General features: G+C 38.0%; 21 protein-coding genes, 1 pseudogene and 1 riboswitch. Of the genes and pseudogenes, 12 read left to right on the top strand and 10 right to left on the bottom strand.

The genetic code is table 11. The features are described 5' to 3' along the window. The first annotated feature begins 82 nt into the window (after positions 1-82). Positions 83-1,135, top strand: a complete 1,053-nt coding sequence (locus ANA_RS03705) for a retropepsin-like aspartic protease family protein (protein WP_041457644.1) — start codon at positions 83-85, stop codon at positions 1,133-1,135. On the opposite strand, the gene trpD is transcribed toward ANA_RS03705, so the two are convergent. Next, on the bottom strand, positions 1,065-2,111 hold the full coding sequence (trpD, locus tag ANA_RS03700; protein ID WP_015078714.1) for an anthranilate phosphoribosyltransferase: 1,047 nt from the start codon (positions 2,109-2,111) through the stop codon (positions 1,065-1,067). The two genes, ANA_RS03705 and trpD, sit on opposite strands and share 71 nt — an antisense overlap. A 116-nt stretch (positions 2,112-2,227) precedes the next feature. Beyond that, positions 2,228-3,079, bottom strand: a complete 852-nt coding sequence (locus ANA_RS03695; protein WP_015078713.1) for a DNA adenine methylase — start codon at positions 3,077-3,079, stop codon at positions 2,228-2,230. A 90-nt stretch (positions 3,080-3,169) separates the two neighbouring features. Between ANA_RS03695 and ANA_RS03690 the strand changes: the two genes are divergently transcribed. Next, entirely contained in the window at positions 3,170-3,898 is a 729-nt protein-coding gene (locus ANA_RS03690; protein ID WP_015078712.1) for a cytochrome b/b6 domain-containing protein, read from the top strand. A gap of 357 nt (positions 3,899-4,255) precedes the next feature. Here the strand turns inward: ANA_RS03690 and ANA_RS03685 are convergent, their stop codons facing one another. Further along, positions 4,256-5,677 carry an NADP-dependent isocitrate dehydrogenase gene (locus tag ANA_RS03685; protein WP_015078710.1) on the bottom strand — a complete coding sequence of 474 codons (1,422 nt, stop codon included), beginning with the start codon at positions 5,675-5,677 and terminating at the stop codon, positions 4,256-4,258. 278 nt (positions 5,678-5,955) lie between these two features. On the opposite strand from ANA_RS03685, the gene ANA_RS03680 reads away from it, so the two are divergent. Further along, positions 5,956-6,672 carry a GUN4 domain-containing protein gene (locus ANA_RS03680; RefSeq protein WP_015078709.1) on the top strand — a complete coding sequence of 239 codons (717 nt, stop codon included), beginning with the start codon at positions 5,956-5,958 and terminating at the stop codon, positions 6,670-6,672. 49 nt (positions 6,673-6,721) lie between these two features. Here ANA_RS03680 and ANA_RS03675 read toward each other — a convergent pair whose 3' ends face one another. Together ANA_RS03675 and ANA_RS03670 are read right to left on the bottom strand one after the other, a co-directional pair. After that, positions 6,722-7,057 carry a XisI protein gene (locus tag ANA_RS03675; RefSeq protein WP_015078708.1) on the bottom strand — a complete coding sequence of 112 codons (336 nt, stop codon included), beginning with the start codon at positions 7,055-7,057 and terminating at the stop codon, positions 6,722-6,724. Beyond that, positions 7,045-7,461, bottom strand: a complete 417-nt coding sequence (locus tag ANA_RS03670) for a XisH family protein (protein WP_015078707.1) — start codon at positions 7,459-7,461, stop codon at positions 7,045-7,047. Before ANA_RS03670 ends, ANA_RS03675 begins: the two co-directional genes overlap by 13 nt. 406 nt (positions 7,462-7,867) lie before the next feature. Between ANA_RS03670 and ANA_RS28090 the strand changes: the two are divergent. The 5 genes and pseudogenes from ANA_RS28090 to ANA_RS03650 form a co-directional block, all read left to right on the top strand. Then, positions 7,868-8,230 (top strand): annotated as a pseudogene (locus tag ANA_RS28090) (Swt1 family HEPN domain-containing protein); the annotation flags it as partial. Between the two features lie 60 nt (positions 8,231-8,290). After that, positions 8,291-9,025, top strand: a complete 735-nt coding sequence (rnc, locus tag ANA_RS27330) for a ribonuclease III (protein ID WP_083881496.1) — start codon at positions 8,291-8,293, stop codon at positions 9,023-9,025. Between the two features lie 221 nt (positions 9,026-9,246). After that, a riboswitch (cyclic di-AMP (ydaO/yuaA leader) is annotated at positions 9,247-9,443 on the top strand. A gap of 99 nt (positions 9,444-9,542) precedes the next feature. Continuing rightward, positions 9,543-10,388 carry a nitrate ABC transporter permease gene (ntrB, locus tag ANA_RS03660; protein ID WP_015078705.1) on the top strand — a complete coding sequence of 282 codons (846 nt, stop codon included), beginning with the start codon at positions 9,543-9,545 and terminating at the stop codon, positions 10,386-10,388. A gap of 82 nt (positions 10,389-10,470) precedes the next feature. Further along, entirely contained in the window at positions 10,471-11,913 is a 1,443-nt protein-coding gene (locus ANA_RS03655) for an ABC transporter substrate-binding protein (protein WP_015078704.1), read from the top strand. A 31-nt stretch (positions 11,914-11,944) separates the two neighbouring features. Continuing rightward, positions 11,945-12,778 (top strand): ABC transporter ATP-binding protein, encoded by an 834-nt coding sequence (locus ANA_RS03650; RefSeq protein WP_015078703.1) that lies wholly within the window; start codon positions 11,945-11,947, stop codon positions 12,776-12,778. A gap of 135 nt (positions 12,779-12,913) precedes the next feature. On the opposite strand, the gene ANA_RS03645 is transcribed toward ANA_RS03650, so the two are convergent. Further along, complete coding sequence (locus ANA_RS03645; RefSeq protein WP_015078702.1) at positions 12,914-13,786, bottom strand: hypothetical protein; 873 nt, start codon at positions 13,784-13,786, stop codon at positions 12,914-12,916. Between the two features lie 226 nt (positions 13,787-14,012). Then, positions 14,013-15,668 carry an ArnT family glycosyltransferase gene (locus tag ANA_RS03640; RefSeq protein ID WP_015078701.1) on the bottom strand — a complete coding sequence of 552 codons (1,656 nt, stop codon included), beginning with the start codon at positions 15,666-15,668 and terminating at the stop codon, positions 14,013-14,015. Positions 15,669-15,779: 111 nt separating this feature from the next. Here ANA_RS03640 and ANA_RS03635 point away from each other — a divergent pair, with 111 nt between their 5' ends. From ANA_RS03635 to ANA_RS03625, 3 genes are all read left to right on the top strand, one after another. Further along, positions 15,780-16,427 carry a class I SAM-dependent methyltransferase gene (locus ANA_RS03635; protein WP_015078700.1) on the top strand — a complete coding sequence of 216 codons (648 nt, stop codon included), beginning with the start codon at positions 15,780-15,782 and terminating at the stop codon, positions 16,425-16,427. Positions 16,428-16,514: 87 nt separating this feature from the next. Then, a complete protein-coding gene (locus ANA_RS03630; RefSeq protein WP_015078699.1) occupies positions 16,515-17,024 on the top strand; it encodes a hypothetical protein in 510 nt (169 codons plus the stop codon). Positions 17,025-17,087: 63 nt separating this feature from the next. After that, positions 17,088-17,975, top strand: a complete 888-nt coding sequence (locus tag ANA_RS03625; protein WP_015078698.1) for a hypothetical protein — start codon at positions 17,088-17,090, stop codon at positions 17,973-17,975. A 155-nt stretch (positions 17,976-18,130) separates the two neighbouring features. Here ANA_RS03625 and rpsU read toward each other — a convergent pair whose 3' ends face one another. The 3 genes from rpsU to ANA_RS03610 form a co-directional block, all read right to left on the bottom strand. Further along, complete coding sequence (gene rpsU, locus ANA_RS03620; protein WP_015078697.1) at positions 18,131-18,328, bottom strand: 30S ribosomal protein S21; 198 nt, start codon at positions 18,326-18,328, stop codon at positions 18,131-18,133. A 264-nt stretch (positions 18,329-18,592) separates the two neighbouring features. Beyond that, a complete protein-coding gene (locus ANA_RS03615; protein WP_015078696.1) occupies positions 18,593-19,447 on the bottom strand; it encodes a 3'(2'),5'-bisphosphate nucleotidase CysQ family protein in 855 nt (284 codons plus the stop codon). Between the two features lie 37 nt (positions 19,448-19,484). Beyond that, positions 19,485-20,348 carry a sugar kinase gene (locus tag ANA_RS03610; protein WP_015078695.1) on the bottom strand — a complete coding sequence of 288 codons (864 nt, stop codon included), beginning with the start codon at positions 20,346-20,348 and terminating at the stop codon, positions 19,485-19,487. Between the two features lie 21 nt (positions 20,349-20,369). On the opposite strand from ANA_RS03610, the gene rsmI reads away from it, so the two are divergent. Further along, positions 20,370-21,224: a 16S rRNA (cytidine(1402)-2'-O)-methyltransferase gene (rsmI, locus tag ANA_RS03605; RefSeq protein ID WP_015078694.1), complete on the top strand. Its 855-nt coding sequence runs from the start codon at positions 20,370-20,372 to the stop codon at positions 21,222-21,224. Positions 21,225-21,258 lie beyond the last annotated feature (34 nt).

The raw sequence follows: 21,258 nt of genomic DNA, 5'->3' as shown, positions 1-21,258 counted from the left end.
AATGATTCAATAGTCACGCATCTTTAATTGGGTGGGAGGAGTACACTTGGGAAGAGCAGCCAGGGCGGTTAAAACATTCACTATGCTTCAGTCTTTTTTGTCCCGGACAGCCCTCATTTTTTGTTCCGTTAGTTTAGCGGTTTTGACTGTTGCCTGTGATCAAGATCAGCAGACAACGACAACTGATGAATCTAAGCAATCTTTGTCAACTGGGAGTTTGGCAGCCATCCATTCTCCCCGTCAACGTCAACAATTGTTAGCTAGTCCGAAATCAACGCCACGAGAATCTTCTCTCACCCAATTAAGTCCTTTGGCAATGGCACTAGATAAAGCTGCTGGTGCTAAAAGTATCAGCCAATCTGCTGTGTCTGTGGATGATTGGAATTTGGTAGTGAGTCAGTTGCAAGATGCGATCGCTCTCATGAAGCAAGTCCGCCGTGATAGTGGCAATTTTGCCTTTGCTCAACGCCAAATCGGTGAATATCGCCGTCAAATTGCTTTTGCTCGCCGCAAAGCCTACCCCAAAAATTTAGCATCTTCTTTAACTCAACCGCAATCGGTTGTCATTGATGTTCCTCAGCCACAGAGTCATGGCATAGTTCCCCCCCGTTCCTCTGTCAAAACCCTAAAACCATCCTTATCTAAGCCTAGTTTCCCGTCATCAACTATCCTCCCCCGCAATAATGAGGTATTTATTGCCCCAATTAAGCGGCGAATTGGTGGTACACCAATTATTGAAGTTACCTTCAACGGTACACAGCGATTTGAGATGATTGTGGATACGGGAGCTAGTGGGACTGTAATCACCCAAAAGATAGCAGCGGCTTTAGGAGTGGTAACGGTAGGAAAAGCTAAAGCGAATACGGCCAGCGCTAAGGCTGTGGAATTCCCCATTGGCTATCTTGATTCTATGGAAGTTGGGGGGATGACGGTAAATAAAGTCCCAGTAGCGATCGCTGGGACAGAATTAGACACAGGACTTTTAGGACATGACTTTTTCGGTAATTACGATGTAACTATCAAACGTAACGTTGTGGAATTTCGTCCCCAAGCCCACTCAGAAGCTAATCCCCCAGGAATTCCACTAAATGTGCCAACTTTGTCCAAGGGCTACCGCTTTGTAAAATTTCTTTAGCTAAAGTCACTCCTTGAGCATGATTTAGCCAGGGAACTGCACCTGCTACTTGTAATGCTAGGGAAGCATTTAACGCCACTATATCCTGTTGCGCTTGTGTTCCTTTCCCTTGCAAAACTTCTTTCAGAATCACCGCATTTTCTTGAACGTTACCACCTTTGACGGCGGTAATGGGGGCAGGTGTGACACCGACTTCTTGGGGATCAACAGTAGTTAACAATACTTTACCATCTTTTAAGATCGCCAAATCGGTAATATCGCCTAAACCAGCTTCATCTAATTTTTCTCGTCCATGGAGAACCATTGCTGTTTGCGTCCCCAAGAGATTTAAGGCTTCGGCAACGGTTTCTATCAGTTGAGAATCAAAAACACCAATTACCTGACCGGTGGGATTCAGGGGATTTACCAAAGGTCCAAGTAAATTAAACACTGTCCGCACTTTGAGATTTCGCCGTAATGGGGCCACTGCTTTCAGGGCTGGATGCCAACCAGGGGCAAATAAAAATGTAATTCCTACCTCTTGCACTGCTGCTTGGACTTTTTCACTCGCAGCAGTCAAGTTTACTCCCAGTGCTTCTAAAACATCGGCGCTGCCTGTAAGACTGGAGGCTGAACGACTACCATGTTTAGCGACAGGTACACCAGCAGCAGCCACTACAAAGGCGACAGCGGTGGAAATATTAAAGGTTGATGCTCCATCACCACCTGTACCACAAGTATCAATTAACGGGACAAATGGGGTATGCTCACGTTTGTTTATGGGTACGGAAGACAGGGATTTTAAGACTTCGGCCATTCCTGTTAATTCTTCTGCACAAACGCCTTTGAAGTTTAAGGCCATTAAAATCGCCCCTGATAGTTCTGGGGGAATTGTTTCATTTATCCATCCTTGCATCAATTCTGCGGCTTGAGTGCGGGATAATGATTGACGTTCTAATAATTGTTTGAGTAAGTTAGACCAAATACTAAAATCCATTGTTCGGGTTTTTGATGATGTTCCATGTGATTTTACCGAAAAATGGCTTTTTGTTTCGCGCTATCGCTGTTAGTGGATATTTTATGGAATGAGAACGAACCGCAGAGGCACAGAGGTCACAGAGGTAGAGAAGGAAGAGATTTTTCGGGTTTTGGTTTTATTTCATAATTACTAATGAATAGTTCTTTACCTTTTTCGGCTTTTTTTTGTTTATAGTTATTCATGCCATATTGTAATTCCCATTCGATGATATTTGCCCATTGAAAATTTTCTCTAATTTCTGGGCAATCGTCGTATGTAATTAACCAGTTATGGGGACATTGCTTTAATATTTGTGCAAGTCTTTGATGATCAAATCCTATATGTAAATCTCCTTTTTTACCATACAATTTAGATTTTTCGGCTTTAACATAAGGAGGATCTAAAAATATAAATACGTCTTTTCCTGGTTCATTAATTAGATGACTATAATCTAAGTTGGTGATTTTCACATCTTGTGTTAGTATATGTTCTAATTTTTCCAGTCTATCTATTGATGAGTTAGTAAATCTTTTATGAAAAGATTCTAGGGAGAAACCTCCTGATTCTATAGTTCCCGAAAATGTAATTCTGTTAAGAACAAAAAAGCGCACTGCTCTTTCTAAATCAGATAAGGTGTTAACATCTACATGAGCTAATTTGGCAAAGAGTAATTTTCCATCTTGGGAGGTTTTTTTAATTTGCCAAACTTCGGAAACTAATTTTGATAAATCAGATTTTACAAAATGCCAAAATAGATATAATTCTGGGTTTAAATCGTTAATAGCAATCTGGAGATGAGGAAATTTTTGTTTAAGATAGATGAAAACTGAACCACCACCAACAAAGGGTTCTCTAAATTCAGAAAACTTTTTTGGGAGACATTCAGCGATGCTTTTAATTGCTCTTGATTTTCCACCAGGATAACGGAGAGGACTTTTGATATTCATTTTGTTCAATGTTCAAGAAGTGATAATATATATTTTACATTTTAATATTTACAACAAAATTACCCTTCTTCAAACTTACTACATCAATCTATGAACCGTTCAGCCCCCTATCAACCATTAATATTCAGAATCCTGCATGGTATAAGCGGGATTTTAGTCATTGGCGCAATTATTAGTGGATTCTTAGTGTACAACACTTTTGACAAAAGATTTGGATATATTCCCATTCCCAAAATCAATCCTATACAGGATATTCATGGGACATTGGCAGTATTTTTCTTGATTTTACTGCCATTTTTTGCTGTTTATAGTTTTCATGCTGGAAAAAGACGACTATTACAACCAGACTCTATCCAAAATTTAACTCAATTTGGTAAACCAATTTGGTGGGTAAGTCTCCAACGTTTAGTAAATACTAAAATGTTACTCGCTGCTGTTTTGGCGGTAGTATCTGGAAGAATGATGAAAGAAGAATGGCTGCCCACAGGAGAACTTGATCATATTTGGTATTATGCTCATTTAATAGCTTGGTTAATCATGATTTGTTGTTTAGCAATTCATGTTTTGATGTCTGCTAAAGTTGGTGGTGTGCCATTATTACTGTCAATATTATCATGGAAATTTCGTCCAGAAGATAGCCCTGCTAACTGGTATGATCGTTTACGTGCTTGGTTCAATGATTTTTCTAATAATCTTAGAGAAGAAATTAATCAATTTATGGCAGTTGGTTTATTAATGAAAATAATCGAGGTGATTGTATTGGCGGGAATTATCACAGCATTTGTTTTACCTTTGTTTTTTTCTAGTGGTGAATCATAAAAGGAGTTATTATTCCAGGTTTTAGTAATTTCTTACGAAGATGATTTATTAATAAAAAATTCTGATAATCAATTGTCAAATGAAGAATCTGAAACTTTGGAAAAATTACTAGCACAGATTGATAAATTGAATATTCTCAAATTGAAAACGTTATTTTGTAAACTATTACTTAAATAATAATTTATTATTTAAGTAATAGCAGCTTCTCTATGATCCGAAAACCCCACTTTAAATAAAAAATCACATCCTGTTAATCCTTAAATCCTGGTTATCCTGATTCAGACAGTCTAAGCAAACGCTACTCAAATCCCCGACTTCTTGAAGAAGTCGGGAATCTTAATTTCACGATAACGGAAATTAACCGAAATGTTTGATGATTGCGTCAGCAAATTCAGAACATTTTAATGGTTGTACAGGTGGTTCCATTAACCGCGCTAAGTCATAGGTAACTTGACCATTTGCTATGGCATCACCTAATCCTTTTTTAATCAAATCTGCGGCTTCTTGCCAACCCATATATTCCAGCATCATTACACCGGAAAGAATTACAGAACCGGGGTTAATTCTGTCTAACCCAGCGTGTTTTGGGGCTGTCCCATGGGTAGCTTCAAAAATCGCGCAGGAGTCGCCAATATTTGCCCCTGGACCCATGCCTAAACCGCCAACGATAGCAGCAGCAGCATCAGATAAATAATCACCGTTGAGGTTCATTGTCGCCAGAATAGAATACTCATCTGGACGAGTTTGAATTTGTTGAAAGATACTATCAGCAATGCGATCATTGACCATGATTTTTTCTTTCCATTTGCCGTTTCCGTGACTTTCCCAAATTGTATTTAGAACTGTTTCTACTTCTTTGACAATTTGCGCTTTTTTCTCTGGAGTCAAAGAATCAAAACCGGGATCAATTTCATGGGCATTTTCTTCTGCGGAAATATGGGGATTTTTTTCCTTATTACCCAAAATCCAAGATTCCCGTTCTGTTACAGTTTCTTGACGGAATTCCGTTGTGGCTAATTCATAACCCCAATCCCGGAAAGCGCCTTCTGTGTATTTCATGATATTGCCTTTATGCACCAAGGTGACTTGTTGCTTATTTTTGGGCAATAATAAGGCGTGTTTAATAGCACGTCTAACTAAACGCTGAGAACCAGTTTTGCTGATGGGTTTGATACCGATACCAGCATCGAGGGGAATTTGCTTTTTACCGTGTTCTGGGGTAGCGGGTATCAATTCTTCATTTAAGAATTTTATCAGGCGATCGCCGATTTCACTACCTTGCTTCCACTCAATCCCCAAATAAATATCTTCCGTATTTTCCCGATAAACAATCACATCCAGTTTTTCAGGAGTTTTGTGGGGAGAAGGTGTCCCAGCGTAATAACGACAAGGACGCACGCAAGTATAAAGGTCAAAGATTTGGCGTAATGCCACATTTAAAGACCGAATTCCACCACCAACGGGAGTAGTTAGAGGTCCTTTAATTGCTATGCCATATTCTTTAATAGCCGTCAATGTATCCTGGGGCAAATACTGATATGTGCCGTACAAATCACAGGCTTCATCACCAGCATAAACCCTAAACCAGCTAATTTTTCTTTGACCATTGTATGCTTTAGCGATCGCAGCATCAAGCACTTTTTCCGTCGCCGGCCAAATATCTATACCCGTACCGTCACCGCGAATAAAGGGAATAATGGGATTTTCAGGAACAACCGGTTCACCATTTTTGAAGGTAATTTTCGCGCCGGTGGTGGGAGGAGTAATCTTTTCGTACATAATTCACAAATTCCAAATAGAAGAAATTCACCGGGTATGGAGTCAGGAGTCATAATTTCTGTAACTCCTGGATTCTGTAACTCCTTACCTGATAAAGTATTGTGGGCTAGGATTTCGCTAAAGCCACCGTGAGTGATTCTTTCAGATATATACTCAAGGGCTTGCCAACTTTACCCAAGATTCGGAGTAAACTACTTTTCGCTATTCGGCTTTCATTTTGTAGAATAACCGATAGCAGTAGATAGTTTATTCACGCTCACGCTAACACGAGTAACGGCATGACAGACCCAATGATTGTATCAGGCACTACAAATGATCTCGACTCCCTCCGCCAAAAGTTAATCGCTGGGTCCGAAAAAGTCCAACAACAAATCATCCCGCAGTTAGCTGACTTGGGTAATGATGGGTTAGATGTGTTGAAGGAATTTTTGCTGAAACGTCGTGATACCCCAGCAACTTGGATTGATGGCAAAGTCTACCAAGTCATCTACAATACTGATGCACCGACAAGTCAAGGATTTCTACAAACTAACTTTCCTGAAGGAATTGTACCTCTAAAATCGGACTGTGGGATCAGTTACAATTCTTTGCAAAAGCTACTTGCAGATCAAGATTTTCAAGCCGCTGACCTCTTGACAATTCAAAAGATGTGTGAAGCAGCAGGTCCCCAAGCAGTAAAAAGAAAATGGCTATACTTTACAGAAGTAGAAAGTTTACCAATTCAAGACTTACGCACCATTAATCAACTCTGGGTAGTTCACTCAGAAGGTAAATTTGGCTTTTCTGTCCAGCGCGAAATTTGGTTAGGTTTAAGTAAAAATTGGGTCAACTTGTGGCCAAAAATTGACTGGAAGAATGGTAATAACTGGACAAGATATCCTAACGGGTTCACCTGGGATTTAACCGCCCCTAGAGGTCATTTACCCCTCTCTAATCAATTGCGTGGTGTGCGGGTGATGTCTTCTCTGTTGTGTCATCCTGCTTGGAATAAGTAGTTAGATCCCGTTAGATCCCCGACTTCTCAAAGAAGTCGGGGATCTGAAATTAACCAACTGCAAAGCCTGTATATTGTCTCATCAAAGGCTCATGAAAAGCTAAGACAATATCTTCTTTTGGTACGCCCAATTTAACTAATTCATCGGCAATACCAATCTCCGTTCCATCATGTTGTATCCAAATCTTGTTGTTTTTAATATCAAGATGTAAAACACAACCATGCTGTCTGCGTCTGTTCTTCCAACCAACATACATTAACTGATAATGATTACCAACGGGATCAAAAATCAGTTGTTGCTCAATCTCATCTTTCTTTGAACCTATTTGAGCATACTCTCTGATAACTTGTTGAACATAATTTTGATATTGCTTTAGTTTTTCCATTCTAGAATCGCCTCCTGAATCGGATCATAAACAATGATTTTAAGTTGATAATGTTCGACAACTGTTTTGATAAATTGCAATTGAAAGAAAGCGTGATAAACACCCAAAGGAACAGCTAAATATAAAACTCTTTCTGATTCTTTTTGTTCTAATGCGAAACGATAATTAAAGAACTGGCCAACTGCTGTATGAAATTGAGAAATATTAGATGTACCAGTGAAACTCTTAATTTCCACTGCTATTTTTTCTCCAGTTCTTTCAGCAGCGAGAATTTCTTCAGCCCCAAGATCAATATACATTTCTACATCACCAACTTCAATCCTCAAAGGATCATCCGTGATTACCCAACCTTCTTTTTCTAATCCTTTCCTCACAGCATCATGAAAAATATCTTTAGCTGGCATTGGTTTAAAATTTAGTCTTTTTATATATTATTATATTTTACTATAGGAATCATAAATGATATTTGAAAAATTTTAAGTAGTGTAGGGTGGGCATTGCCCACCAAAATCCCCCTACGGTGGGCAATGCCCACCCTACGTATATTTCAAAAATCAAATATTAGTCCTATATATCTAACTTGAAATTTATTTTCTAGTATTTTGTACATAAATAAAGCACACATTTTAATACTATTGTGTGTGTTTTTACTCACCATTATATACTGGATCGAGATAAAATAGGCTGTATTGTACTTACTTAAACAATCTCCTAATTAATCTTAGGTAATTTTACGAATTTTTATATAGACAATATATTATTAAAAATAGTAAAATTATATATATTTGTATAATTTTATTGCAAAGTTCAATGGCCATTAGTAATCACGAGCGAATTAATAGAGCTTTAGCTACTCTATCTCAAGGATTATATTCCTATATAGAAAAAGAAATGCGAATAGTGCATGGTGATCGCTGGTTAGTAGTTGCAAAATCTTGTATATCTGAGGATCAAACACTTAGACGAAATTTAGAAGAAACTTTACAAGAAGATGTTTCAGTTCTACTAAAATTAATTATCAAGCAGTGGGATAATGTTTTCAAGAAAAAACTCAGTAATGCTGAACGTGCTTTAGTCAGTGAGTTAATTGACGTGAGAAATAAATGGGCGCATCAATCAAGGTTTTCCACAGATGATACTTATCGCGCTCTTGATAGTATGACAAGAATTATGAAAGCAATTTCCGCATCTGAACTAGATATTATTGAACAGCAAAAGCAAGATGTTTTGAAAATGTTGTCTCCAGAAAAAGCGGAAGAAGCTCGTATTAAAGAAAAACTATCTGATGTACACAAACTTCTGATATTTTCTAACGAAAAACTCCTGCGTCAAGCATTAACCCATCGTTCCTATGTTAACGAAAACCCCGGAGAAGGGGAACATAACGAGCGCTTAGAATTTCTCGGTGATGCTATTCTCAATTTTTTAAGCGGTGAATATCTCTATGAAAAGTTTGCTGAAAAAGGAGAAGATGAATTAACTCGTCTTCGTTCCGCATTAGTAGAAGAAAAACAACTGGCAAAATTTGCTATAGAAGTAGGTTTAGACTTTAGAATGAGATTAGGAAAAGGAACAATTAGAGATGGCGGTTTTCAAAATCCTAACTTACTAAGTAGTACATTTGAGGCTGTAATTGGCGCTTACTATTTAGATAATAATCGTAATGTTGAACCACTCCGTGAGATTGTTAAAATATTATTTAATGATGCCTCAAAACACATTGTAGAAATCCGTTCTAATGTAGATTCCAAAAATCGGTTTCAAGAATTGGTACAAGCTAAAGGTATCACAAATCCCCCTAAGTATGTAACGGAACAAATAGGGGGACCATCTCACGCGCCAGAATTTAGAGCTAAAGTATTAGTAGAAGGTAAAGAAAAGGGAGAAGGTAAAGGAAAGAATAAAAAAGAAGCCGAAAAAGCTGCTGCTGAAGATGCGTTAGCGAAATGGAAAAATCAGGTTTATTAGATTGATAATTGTTGATTTTCTGCTTGATTTGGCGACTAGAAGTCGCAGCTACATAGACAAGACCCAGCTACGTGGGTTCAAAGGTCTTGATTTTTAATAAGTCCACGCAGGTGGACTTTGTTTGTGTAGTAGCGATTTATAATCGCCGGAAATTAATATTCATGACAACTACTGATGTTATTACTGAATATAAATGTTAATGTTCTATCATTATTCATGATTGAGTAAGTCAGCTTAATCCAGTACATTTCAGTTAATAGTGCTGGAACGGAGGAACCAAATTGTGGGGCGTATTTTTGTCTTGATGAGTTTAGGAATTTAAGCTTTAAAACTCAAATCAAATCTAAAATTGAGCAAAAAAGGGGATCTCTCAACCCTAGCCCGTCAGCTAACTTCGTAGGCATTGAGAGGAGACTGAAGAGACAGAATTTTAATTATGTTCTGATCTCATCAGTGTCCAAGGTTGGTACTAGTTAATATTTGCGTATCCAAGCTTAACTCTGCTGAGGTGAAATAAATGATATTGCAACTAAATATAGCTGCCATTTTTGCAGTTGCGGGACAAACTGTTTGGAGAAAAGCCAAACTTGTAATTTTTCAAGATACTTTTTTATTCCCAGCATTAGGCTGTTTAGGAATTATTTTATTGTGGTGGATAGTAGCATTAGCTAATCATGAATTAATGCCCACACCACCAGAAGCTTTAATTGCTAATTGGGACTATATCTTACATCCATTCTATGAAAGAGGTCCCGGTGATTTAGGCATTGGTTGGTTATTATTAGCAAGTTTACGGCGGGTAATATTAGGATTTGGTTTGGGTGCATTAGTCGCCATTCCCTTGGGATTTTTGATCGGAATGTCCAGACCGGCAATGCTGGCTTTTAATCCCATTATTCAGATTTTTAAACCAGTATCACCACTGGCTTGGTTGCCCATTTCTTTATCTCTGTTCAATTTAGCAGATCCTTCCGCTATTTTTGTGATTTTCATTACGTCGCTGTGGCCAACTATTATTAATACAGCGTTGGGAGTTTCTAATGTTCCTAAAGATTATTTAGATGTAGCACAAGTCTTGGGAATGAACCGCTGGGGACAGATTACCAAAATTATTTTACCTGCAAGTTTGCCTTATATTTTTACAGGTTTGCGAATTAGTTTGGGGATAGCTTGGCTGGTAATTGTGGCTGTAGAAATGCTCACTGGTGGGGTAGGAATAGGATTTTTTGTTTGGGACGAATGGAGTCGTTTAAATCTGAGTTCTGTATTTTTAGCCGTGTTTGTAATTGGCTTAACTGGGTTGATTTTAGATTACGGTGTGGGAAAACTTCAAGAGTTAGTTACTCACCGTTCAGGAAGTTAATGATTTAAACGCAGATAGAAGATGATGAACGCGGATAAACGCAGATGAATTTGTATTTTCATAAAATCCCAAATGATAAATTATGACTGAAAATCATTTAACTCGCAGAGATTTTATTACGGGAATAGGTGCGACTACAGCAGGTTTATTTTTATCATCCTGTGCAGTTTCTGGAGATAGGTCTGCTAGGGGATTAACAGAAGAAGCTTTAGCGGTGACACCTGTAGTTAAATCCCAAGATTTAGAAAAATCGGACATTACTGTGGGTTATGTTCCTGTTAATGATTGTGCGCCATTTGCGATCGCTTGGAAAAAAGGATTTTTCCGCAAATATGGTTTAAATGTCACACTCAACCGCGAAGCCAGTTGGGCTACTTCCCGCGACGGCTTAATTTTTGGTCGTCTCGACGCTTCCCCCGTCGTTTCTGGTGCAGTTACCAACGCTAGAATAGGGGCTGAAGGGGCGCGTCATGCTCCTTTGTGTGCAGCAATGACCATTCACCGTCATGGTAACGCTATGACCATGAGTAAGGATATGTGGGACTATGGCATCCGTCCTTGGTTTGAATATCAGCAAAAATACGGTGATGGGGCTTTAGAAGCCTTTGGGCGGGACTTTCGCGGCTATTTTGACAAACAACCCCCGGAAAAGAAAGTTTGGGCTGTAGTCCTCAGTTCTGCCATTTATGAATACTTTGCTCGCTATCTTTCTGCTGCTGCGGGTGTTGATCCTTTAAAGGAATTTCGGGTAATCATTGTTTCTCCACCGCAAATGGTGACAAACATGAGAATTGGGGCAATGGAAGCTTACATGGTTGCTGAACCTTGGAACACTAGAGCAATTACAGGTAATGAAGGTATCGGTTTTACCTTTGCCCAAGGTAAGGAAATTTGGCAAGGACACCCAGATAGACTCCTGGGAGTAATGGAATCTTTTATTGTCAATTATCCCAAAACTTACCGTTCTTTGGTGAAAGCAATGATCGAAGCTTGTCAATATTGTGGAAAACCCGAAAATCGCCAAGAAATAGCCGAATTACTCACACAACGTTCTTTCACTGGGGCAAAACCTAAAAAGCCGGGTGTTCCTATTACTAAGTTTACTGGACCGGGAATTATTGGCAATTATAATTATGGTGGTTTTGATGGTAAAGACAGAACTATCAAAGCAGATGATACCACAATTTTTTATGATCTTCCTAATAGTATTCCCCATGAAATAGGAGAACATTCCACATTTTTATGGCGTTCTCGCAGTCTTTGGTTAATGACTCAAGCAGCCCGGTGGGGACAAATCAAAGAAATTCCTAAAAACGCCAAAGAAGTAGCTGCAAAAGGTTGGAGAACCGATTTATATCGAGACATAGCCGCAGAAATGGGAATTGAATGTCCCCAGGATGATTATAAAGTTGAACCTCCTGAAGCATTTATAGATAAAAAAGGATTTGATCCTAGTGATCCTGTAGGATATCTCAATAGTTTTGATATTCGTGCTAACGCTCCTTCTCAGTTTTTCATGTCTTAAAAATAGCTAATTATATCAAAAGGAATTAATCATGGAATATACGATTTCAAAAGATCATACTTCTCCAGAAATTTTACCCCGTAACGGATTTTTGGAAGTAGAGAATTTAGTTAAATCTTATCCAACCCAGGATAAAGGAGAATTCACAGTTTTAGATAATGTTAATTTGACCATTGGTGAAGATGAATATATTTCTGTAATTGGTCATTCTGGTTGTGGTAAATCCACATTATTAAAAATAATTGGTGGTTTTGAAAAAGCTACATCTGGTTCAATTCGCTTAGATGGTAAAGAGATTCGGAAACCAGGAGCAGATAGAATGATGGTATTTCAAAATTATTCATTATTACCTTGGTTAACAGTCCGTGAAAATATCCGTTTAGCAGTAGATGAAGTTTTGAAAAATGCCAATCGGGCTGAAAAAATTAGCATTGTCAATGAACATTTAGCAATGGTAAACTTAACCGCAGCCGCAGACAAATATCCTGATGAAATTTCTGGAGGAATGAAACAAAGAGTGGGTATTGCCAGGGCTTTAGCAATTCGTCCCAAAATGTTATTAATGGATGAACCTTTTGGGGCTTTAGATGCCTTAACTCGTGGTAAATTGCAACGTCAAGTATTAGATATTTGGGAACATCATCGGCAAGCTGTTATGATGATTACCCATGATGTTGACGAAGCAATTTATATGTCTGACAGAATTATTTTGATGACTAATGGACCATCTGCAAAAATAGGAGAAATTTTAACAGTTCCTTTTGAACATCCTAGAGATAGAGTGGCCATGCGGAACTCTACAGAATATTTTGAACTTCGCAATCATGCTCTTAATTTTCTGGATCAAAATTTCACACCAGAGTAGGGGCAAACCCCCCGTGGTTGCCCAGATTTGCTGAGTGAAAGTATGATTTTATTTGGCTCCGCTCCGCTAACACGCTCCAGAGGCAGAGGCTCAGAGAGTCAGAGTTTGAGAGATGGAATTTTTGAATTTTATCCCTCAATTCAGCAATTTCAAGTCTGTAGCCTTCAAAATTTCAGTATTATCTTTTCTCACTCTTAAAGTAGAAGTAGAATTACCATCTTCAGTTATCGGTTGTTCTAAAATGTAGACATAATCCCCATTTTTCCAACCTGTAACACATTTACCATCTCGACAGGAAACTTTACCACCTGTTAACTTGAGACATTTACCATTAGTATCACATCCTTGATAATTCACATTTCCTGTACCATTAACCCCATTCCAAGAATCAGTATTACTCAAAGTAATTGTCCATTTACCATTACTTAAAGTTTGTGAATTACCACTTTTTGAATTATCGCTTGAGGATCTTCTCTCTGAACCTTCACTGACAACTTGCATTTTTGTAATGATGGATTCTTTGCGAGTTTTACCGCAAGGTTCTGCACTTTCACAATCACTAACTGATTGTATTTCATAAACAGCACGGACTTTTTTATTGACAAACTTCTTCTCGTCTGCACAAATATCAAAACTCGCACCAACATTGTGTTCAATGCCTTTTTTATCTACTAAGGTAACGTAGCACATTAAATCACCATTAACTAACTCCTTTACTATTCCTAATTTTGGTTTTTTACTTCCATCTCTTTTAGTATTTTTATCCAGGTTTTTACGAACAGGGGTTTTCTCCTCTTCTTTATTATTTTCATCTTCTTGAGTTTCTGATTCTGGAGAAGATTCTTGTTTATCTTCTTGTTCCCTTGGTGCTACTGAAGAAATTTCCCTTTGACTTTGTGTGACAGTATTACTCGAATCTTCTTTAAACATATCCTTTGGTGCGTTACCACAACTTACCAGAGATATGCAGCTAAGAAATAAAGAAGTTGTGAGAATTAATTTTTTCATGGTACAAATTACAATAGTTGAGAATATTCCTATATTCTAACATAGACCTCATTTAATCAGATTTACAGCGGTTTCCGCTCTTATGAGGTACAAAGTTGAATCATGAAACTCTTGTAGTGCGGGCATACTATGGCTAACGCCACGCTGCGCTATCAACAAGCTCAGTACAAGTCTTGCCCGCTAGATATGTACCTAATAACACCGGGAAGTGCTGTATTCTATATTTTCACTTATCAGAATTATTTGCAGATAAAATCTGAATTAATTGATAATCTTTAAAACTACCAATAATCCGATAAGGTATTGGTAACTTAACAAAACTTGGTTGATAAATCCAAGCATAACTAAAAATAGGTAACTGAGAAATTGAATCTACACTTTTACCATGCTGGGGTGTATAAAAGTAAATTAACAGAGATTCTTTATCATTAAATCCTGTTCCTTTGACAAAGTTAATAGGATGATTATGCAAAATTTTATTAATTGATTTTTGTTGATAAAATACTCTAAAATTCGGGTTAAAATCACCTAATAAACCTAAATTACCCGCTGTAGCTAGAGATAACCAACAACTAATTAATAATCCACTTAGCCAATAACGAGAAGTCAAAAACTTGTGGTGATAGTGAAAATTACCTATCCAGATTAATGGTACAATTAAGCTGCCAAAACCAGAATATATTCCTAGAATTGCATATTTGTGAATATCTACTTCACCCCAAATTAAAATACCTGTTCCAGCTAAAACTAAAATAACGCCTAATATTCCCCAAGCATAACTAATATTTCTGGGTAAATAAACTATCTTGTGAGATGAATATTGATCATCAAATCCTTTTTGGTAAATTTTTCCTAACCAATCTAAACCCACCGCAGCTAGAAAGGCAATAAATGGATAAATGCCAAGACTATAATGAGAGAAACGAGTAGAAAATATACTCAATTCAGTAAATAAGACAACAGGAAACCCGATTAATATTAATGGATATTTAGAAATTGAACGCCGTATGACTAATGCTAAACCTAATAAACTAAAAAATAACCAAGGAAAAGATTTTAAAGCTAGATTCCACACATAAAAGAAAATGCCATTTTTATGTTGTTCATGACTACCTAGTTCTATGACAAATCCCAATAAAGCCCCAATACTATCGCTACCATAACGCAACCAACTAAAATAAAGCCAAATTAAGCTAGGAATTAAACCCACTAAAAACCCTAAATACAACATGGGGTTAGTTAAATGACGATGACGGCGATGATCTATAATTAAATAAGGTAATAATGCTATCATTGGTAAAAAAATCATTAAGCTTCTCATTAAAAAGCCTAAGCCAAAACTTAACCCAGTTATAAAACCATAAAAATATCGTTTTCGAGGATCTATGTCAGATTTTAATAGGGAGAAAATTCCCATAAATACTAATAAGATAGTTGGGACATCTGGTGTGGCTAACCGACAATATTCTAACCACAAAAATGCTACATTTAAAATCATAATTCCCAAAAATGCTAATTCTTGAGATAGTAAAATTTTCCCAACTTTATAAATAACAAATATGCTCAAAATTCCCGCAATCATTGCCGGTATTCGCGCAGTTGTATCACTAACACCAAATAGCTGATAAAAAATAGCAATTAACCAATAAAAACCAGGGGTTTTATGATGAGGATTACCCCAAGGAGATACCCAGTCACCAGTTTCAAACATTTGTCTGGCTCTTAACGCATAAAGGGTTTCATCATGAGCCATGAGACTGGTTTCCCCAGAAGTAAATAACAACAAAGGAAGTAGCCAAATTAACAACTTGGGATATGGTAATTGCCAAAATAGCCGAATTAATTGGATAATCAAAATAATTAGGGGTGATTTAAAAAACATTTATGAATAGTAAATATAGTATTTACTCATGTAGAATAAGTTAAGTTATCAAAAATAACTTATCAATTAGAATACTATTCAAAATTTTCCAATCGGGGAAAAAAGACGTTTATGCTCCTGCAACCAAGTCAACGCATTAAATTAGATGAATCGGATGATCTGTTATTCTATAGTTACCCTCGCTTTGTCACTCATGTAGATGAGGGTTTTATTCAACAATTAACTGATTTATATCGTCAGCGACTGCAATCAAATACTCGTATTCTTGATTTGATGAGTAGTTGGGTATCGCATCTACCCACAGATATAGATTTTGCTCATGTAGCAGGACATGGACTAAATGCTGAAGAATTAGCCCGGAATCCCCAGTTAAATCATTACTTTGTCCAAAATATCAACACAAATCCCCAGTTACCTTTTCCAGATCAAGACTTTGATGCTGTTATTAACTGTGTTTCTGTGCAATATATCCAATACCCAGAGGCTATATTTTCGGAAATACACCGCATTCTTAAACCCGGTGGGATAGCAATTATTAGTTTTTCTAACCGGATGTTTTTTCAAAAGGCAATTCAAGTCTGGCGAGACGGTTCGGAAGCTTTTAGAGTAAAATTGGTCAAGGGCTATTTTGCCTCAGTTCCTGGATTCACCACCCCAGAAGTGATTTGCTCAAAGTCAGCAGCACCAGGTTTTTTACAGTGGTTGGGGGTACCAGGCGGAGATCCTTTGTATGCAGTGATAGCTCAACGTCTTGCGTAGTATTATTTAAAAGTAAATTTCTAGTTTGTAAATGGCAAAATAGTTGATAATTGCCTCACAAGCTCAAGTATTAAGGAGAAGCCAAAAATGGTGAAAAATCATGGGCGGAGAGTTTTAGCTGCTGTATTGCTATCAATCGTACTACTAACTACAGCCTGCTCGACAAAAGCACCTAGTCGTTTTGATCAAGTACAACAGGAAAGTACCAAGCAAAGAAGTGGACAGGCAGTAGTTAAAAGTGCAACTCAGGGTAGTAAATTAAATAAATTCTTCCCCAGTAGCGAAGATGGCTATGATCGTGTCTATACCCAAGAGAAAAAAGGCTTTTCTGAAGCAAACTTGAAAAAAGGTGGCAAAGTAGTTGCTCAACTCGCTATTTCTGATACTAGCAGCATACCAGGAGCAGCAGCTAAATTTGCTAACAGCACTGAAAAAATAGGCGGTTATCCTGCGGTAAAAGTTGGTAACACTCAAACTTCGGTTTTGGTGGATAAGTACCAAGTCAAGGTAATTTCTAAAAGTCCATCATTTACTGCGAGCGATCGCGCAGCCTGGATAGAAAAATTTAATCTCGATGGTTTAGCAAAGTTGAAATAGGTCAGCAACCGCTTTCCTGATTAGCAACTGACATTAATACAAAACATAGATAAGGAGACTTTTGTGAGTAAACCAATTCAGCAGTTAGTTGATGAACTTCCTAGCAGTAACTTGACTGTTTCCATGTTGAATGCTTTAGATTTTGTTGCTCCTGGTGAATGGCAAAATACTGTTGGTTTTGTGAATACCATTAAAACTGTTACTGGTGAAACTGACGAAGACCTAATTCAACAAATTGGCGAAAGAGCGATTTATCTATTTAACGACAAATCCCAAGGCTATCAAACCGCCCTCTGGCTGTATCAAACCGTTGACGGTACAGATAAAGTTTTAGGTGCAGCCGCTTTAGCTAACAAAGTTGGTCAAACAATTCCCCTGTTCGGTTTTTTAAACTCTTTGACCCCCAAACCTGACAAAGCGCAAACTATTGACTTAACCTTGAAAGTAGTTGCTGAATTAGTCGCCTTTTGTCAAATTAATGGCATTCCTGGGGACAGCATTGGTGATTTTGTTGCTGCTTTAGGTGAGTATGGTGGCGAATCACTGATCCGCATGGTGGCATTAATTTGTGTTGATGGTTTAATTCCCCTCGGACCCGACTTCATTGATAAATCATTATCAATGATTAGTCAAATGAACCCTCAAGAGTTACAACAAAACCCGACTTTTAGAACCATCCAAGATACAATTCCCGGTAATGGTGTGGGTGGTAAAATCGACTTTATTGGCAACAGTTTAGACGGAGTTAAAGGCTGGATGAATGGTATTGTTACAGCTAATGCTTTAACAGCCCAAAAAGTCTTAGGACATTGCAAAGGTTTTCTCGACTTTGCTGATGATAAATTGGACTATGTAGCCGCATTCCTAGACGTGTCTACAAACTACTATGAACACACAGGTACGCAGACATTAGCACGCCGCTTAATTGAACGAGCGATCGCTGAAATCTAGCAGTTAATTGCACAAAAAATCAAATAGGGGCAGGATAAACTCGCCCCTAACCACTGCATAAATTGTACTTGATATCATTAGTAACTACTTGTAATTTGTTTCAATTAACAGGAAATCCGTCGGGATTTCCAGTTGCAGCAGACAAGACTAAAAACTTATCGTTTGAAGCGAGAACGTTGTTGACGACGTTGTTTGTGTCTAGCTATAGCTTTGCGCTTTTCTTTTTCTAAAGGTGTCTCAAAGTGACGCTTTTTCCGCATATCTTGGAAAATTCCCGCTTTGGAAACTTCCCGCTTAAATCTTCGCAGTGCTGATTCAATTCCTTCATTTTCACCTAAGACCACTTGTGTCATTCCTGTTCCTCCGTAGTTTAAATTAATATTTGAGAACTAAAGTCAAAGTAAAATATTCCAGCGGCGTTTAGTCTAGGACTGTATCTGCTGGATACTCTAGATTTTAATTTTTTTTACTGGACTTAATAGCGATTGCGATCTCAACCGAAAATAATCCTTACCTCCCCCATTATAACACTATATGAGAATATTAACCCATGATGAGCAAAATTTCCCCACAAAACTTTGAGCATTGTTAGGGAATTTGCCCCGATCAATACTATTTTAGCGGGAAGCAAACCGTGTGAGAATGCTTTGTGCTTCTTGACATAGTTCCTCATGATTTTGAACATTACTCGCCAGTAATTCCCCCCATTGATGAATGTCGCCGGTGTTGTATTTTAATGGCGTGCAGTCAAAATGGGTAAACTTGCCACCTGCTTCCGTTAATATAAGTTCGGGAGCAGCCATATCCCAGTCTTTCGGTGCGGATTTACCGGCAAGGGAAATATAAACATCTGCTTGCTGTTCAACTATTGCCGCAATTTTGCAACCGACGCTACCAATCGCTTTTTGATTTTGACAGGGCAAGTGCTGTAAGAGATATTCTAACCTATCGTTGCGGTGTGAGCGACTAACAACCAAAATTAGATCTTGGATATTTTTATGGGAGTTAAGTCGCACAGGCATAGAACCAGTTGTGGTTTCGATAAAAGTCCCACTGCCTCTGGTGGCATAATACAACTTTTGTGTCTCTGGAACTGCCACGACGGCTAACATTGTCTGTGTTCCTTGCACTAAGGCAATATGAATGGCATATTCTCCAGTTTTGTTGATAAAGTCTCTTGTCCCATCTAATGGATCAATTATCCATACCCACTCAGCAGGATTTTTTCCCTGTTCTGATTTATGAGTTTCTTCGCTGATATATCCAAAGTCTTCATTCCCGAAAGCGGCTTGTAGCTGTGACAAGATATATTCACTAACAGCCAAATCTGCAACTGTAACGGGTTCATTGTCTTTATATTGAATATCTAAATTTGGTGCAGCGATAGTACCATGATAATAAGAACTGAGGAGACTGGCTGCACCCCAACCAACTGACCGCGCAATTGTTAATATTTCGGATAGGTCTTTCATTTGAGGATAAATTTGGGTGGAATAGGAAAAATGAACATTAAATATTTGAATTTAGCCAAGGGCGCGTACCGAAATATTTACACGCTTCCGTAGCAGTATTACCAGCTAGTGCTAATGCTTCTATAAAATTTGTTTCCAGGATATAGTGACAGAAAGCACCGTGAAAAATATCTCCTGCTCCTAGTGTATCAACGGGCTGGATTTTTGGCACATTTACCACACCAAATTGACTACAATTTAAGTATTGAATGGGATTTTCCCCTTGAGTAATGGCAATGTGAGGAATGTTAAAATTTTGCAAATAGGCAAAAACATCTTGCTGATTTTTGCAGTTAGGGGGATAGAAATTAGCAGAACAAATAGCATAGTTTACAAAAGGTAATATTTCTGCAAATCCTGGTTTCCAGCTACCACCATCAATGACAACGGGAATATTTTGTTTTTTAGCCATTTGGGCAATGATTTTGCTAACTTCTATTTGATGTCCGTCAATTAAGACAATATCAATATTTTGTAAGATATTTGCGGGGATAGAGGTAATATTTGCCTGAGTTTTGATGGCATTAATAGAAATTACCGCTCTTTCTCCTGTAGCTTGCGTAACAATAATTGAAGAAACGGGTGGTGGTGTATGGCGATGGGAGTCTAAGTCAATAATTGCGACTTGGTAATTCTCTAAATCGCTACGAATTAGCTGTGTAATATCGTGGGAACCCAATACACCTAAAACTGTAGCTTGGTTGCCTAAATGACTCAAGGTGACGGCGGCATTTGTTGCTGGTCCTCCTGCTGCTACAGTATAGTCAGTGGCAACAAGTTTTTGATTATTTTGGGGGGAAGAGTCCGCGAGATAAATTAAATCTAAGGTAATTAAACCCACAAATAAGCCAGATTTGATCATTGATAACTTTGTTAAATTAATATGCAAACTGAACCAAAACCAGGAACACTTTATATTGTCGCTACACCCATTGGTAATCTAGAAGATATGACTTTTAGAGCCGTGAGAATTTTGCAAGCAGTGGATATGATTGCGGCAGAAGACACACGCCACACAGGCAGATTACTACAGCATTTTCAAGTGAAAACTCCCCAAGTTAGTTACCATGAACATAATAGTAATAGTCGTATTCCTGAATTATTAGAGCATTTACAATATGGTAAAGCGATCGCTTTGGTAAGTGATGCGGGAATGCCGGGAATTTCTGACCCAGGATATGAGTTAATTAAGGCTTGTATTGATAATGGTATCACTGTTGTGCCTATCCCCGGTGCAAGTGCTGTAATTACGGCTTTGAGTGCGGCGGGATTACCCACAGATAGGTTTATTTTTGATGGTTTTTTGCCGGCTAAAAGTCAACAACGCCAGAAATATTTGGAATCTTTGCAAGGTGAATCTCGAACTTTGGTTTTCTATGAATCACCTCACCGATTGCGGGATACTTTAGCCGATTTGGGGACAGTTTTAGGAAGCGATCGCTCTCTAGTAATAGCACGGGAGCTAACTAAATTATACGAGGAATTTTGGCGAGGAACAATTGCCGAGGGGATTACCCATTACCAAGACAAAGAACCCCAAGGAGAATATACTCTTTTAGTAGCTGGAAATCCACCTAGTAAACCTCAACTCACAGAAACTGAATTAAAAAACGAACTATTATCAATGATTAAACAGGGTATTTCTCGTTCTCAAGCTAGTCGTGAGATAGCAAAGGATACGGGTTTATCTCGTCGCTATCTCTATCAACTAGCTTTGACAATTGAACTTAGCGGCTAAGTACAGAGACGATGATCATGATCTAGAATAGGAC

This window comes from Anabaena sp. 90 (genome assembly GCF_000312705.1).
GTDB classification, from domain to species: domain Bacteria; phylum Cyanobacteriota; class Cyanobacteriia; order Cyanobacteriales; family Nostocaceae; genus Dolichospermum; species Dolichospermum lemmermannii.
The sequence above is the reverse complement of the archived record's forward strand: the minus strand, read 5'-3'. Positions and strand labels throughout refer to the sequence as shown.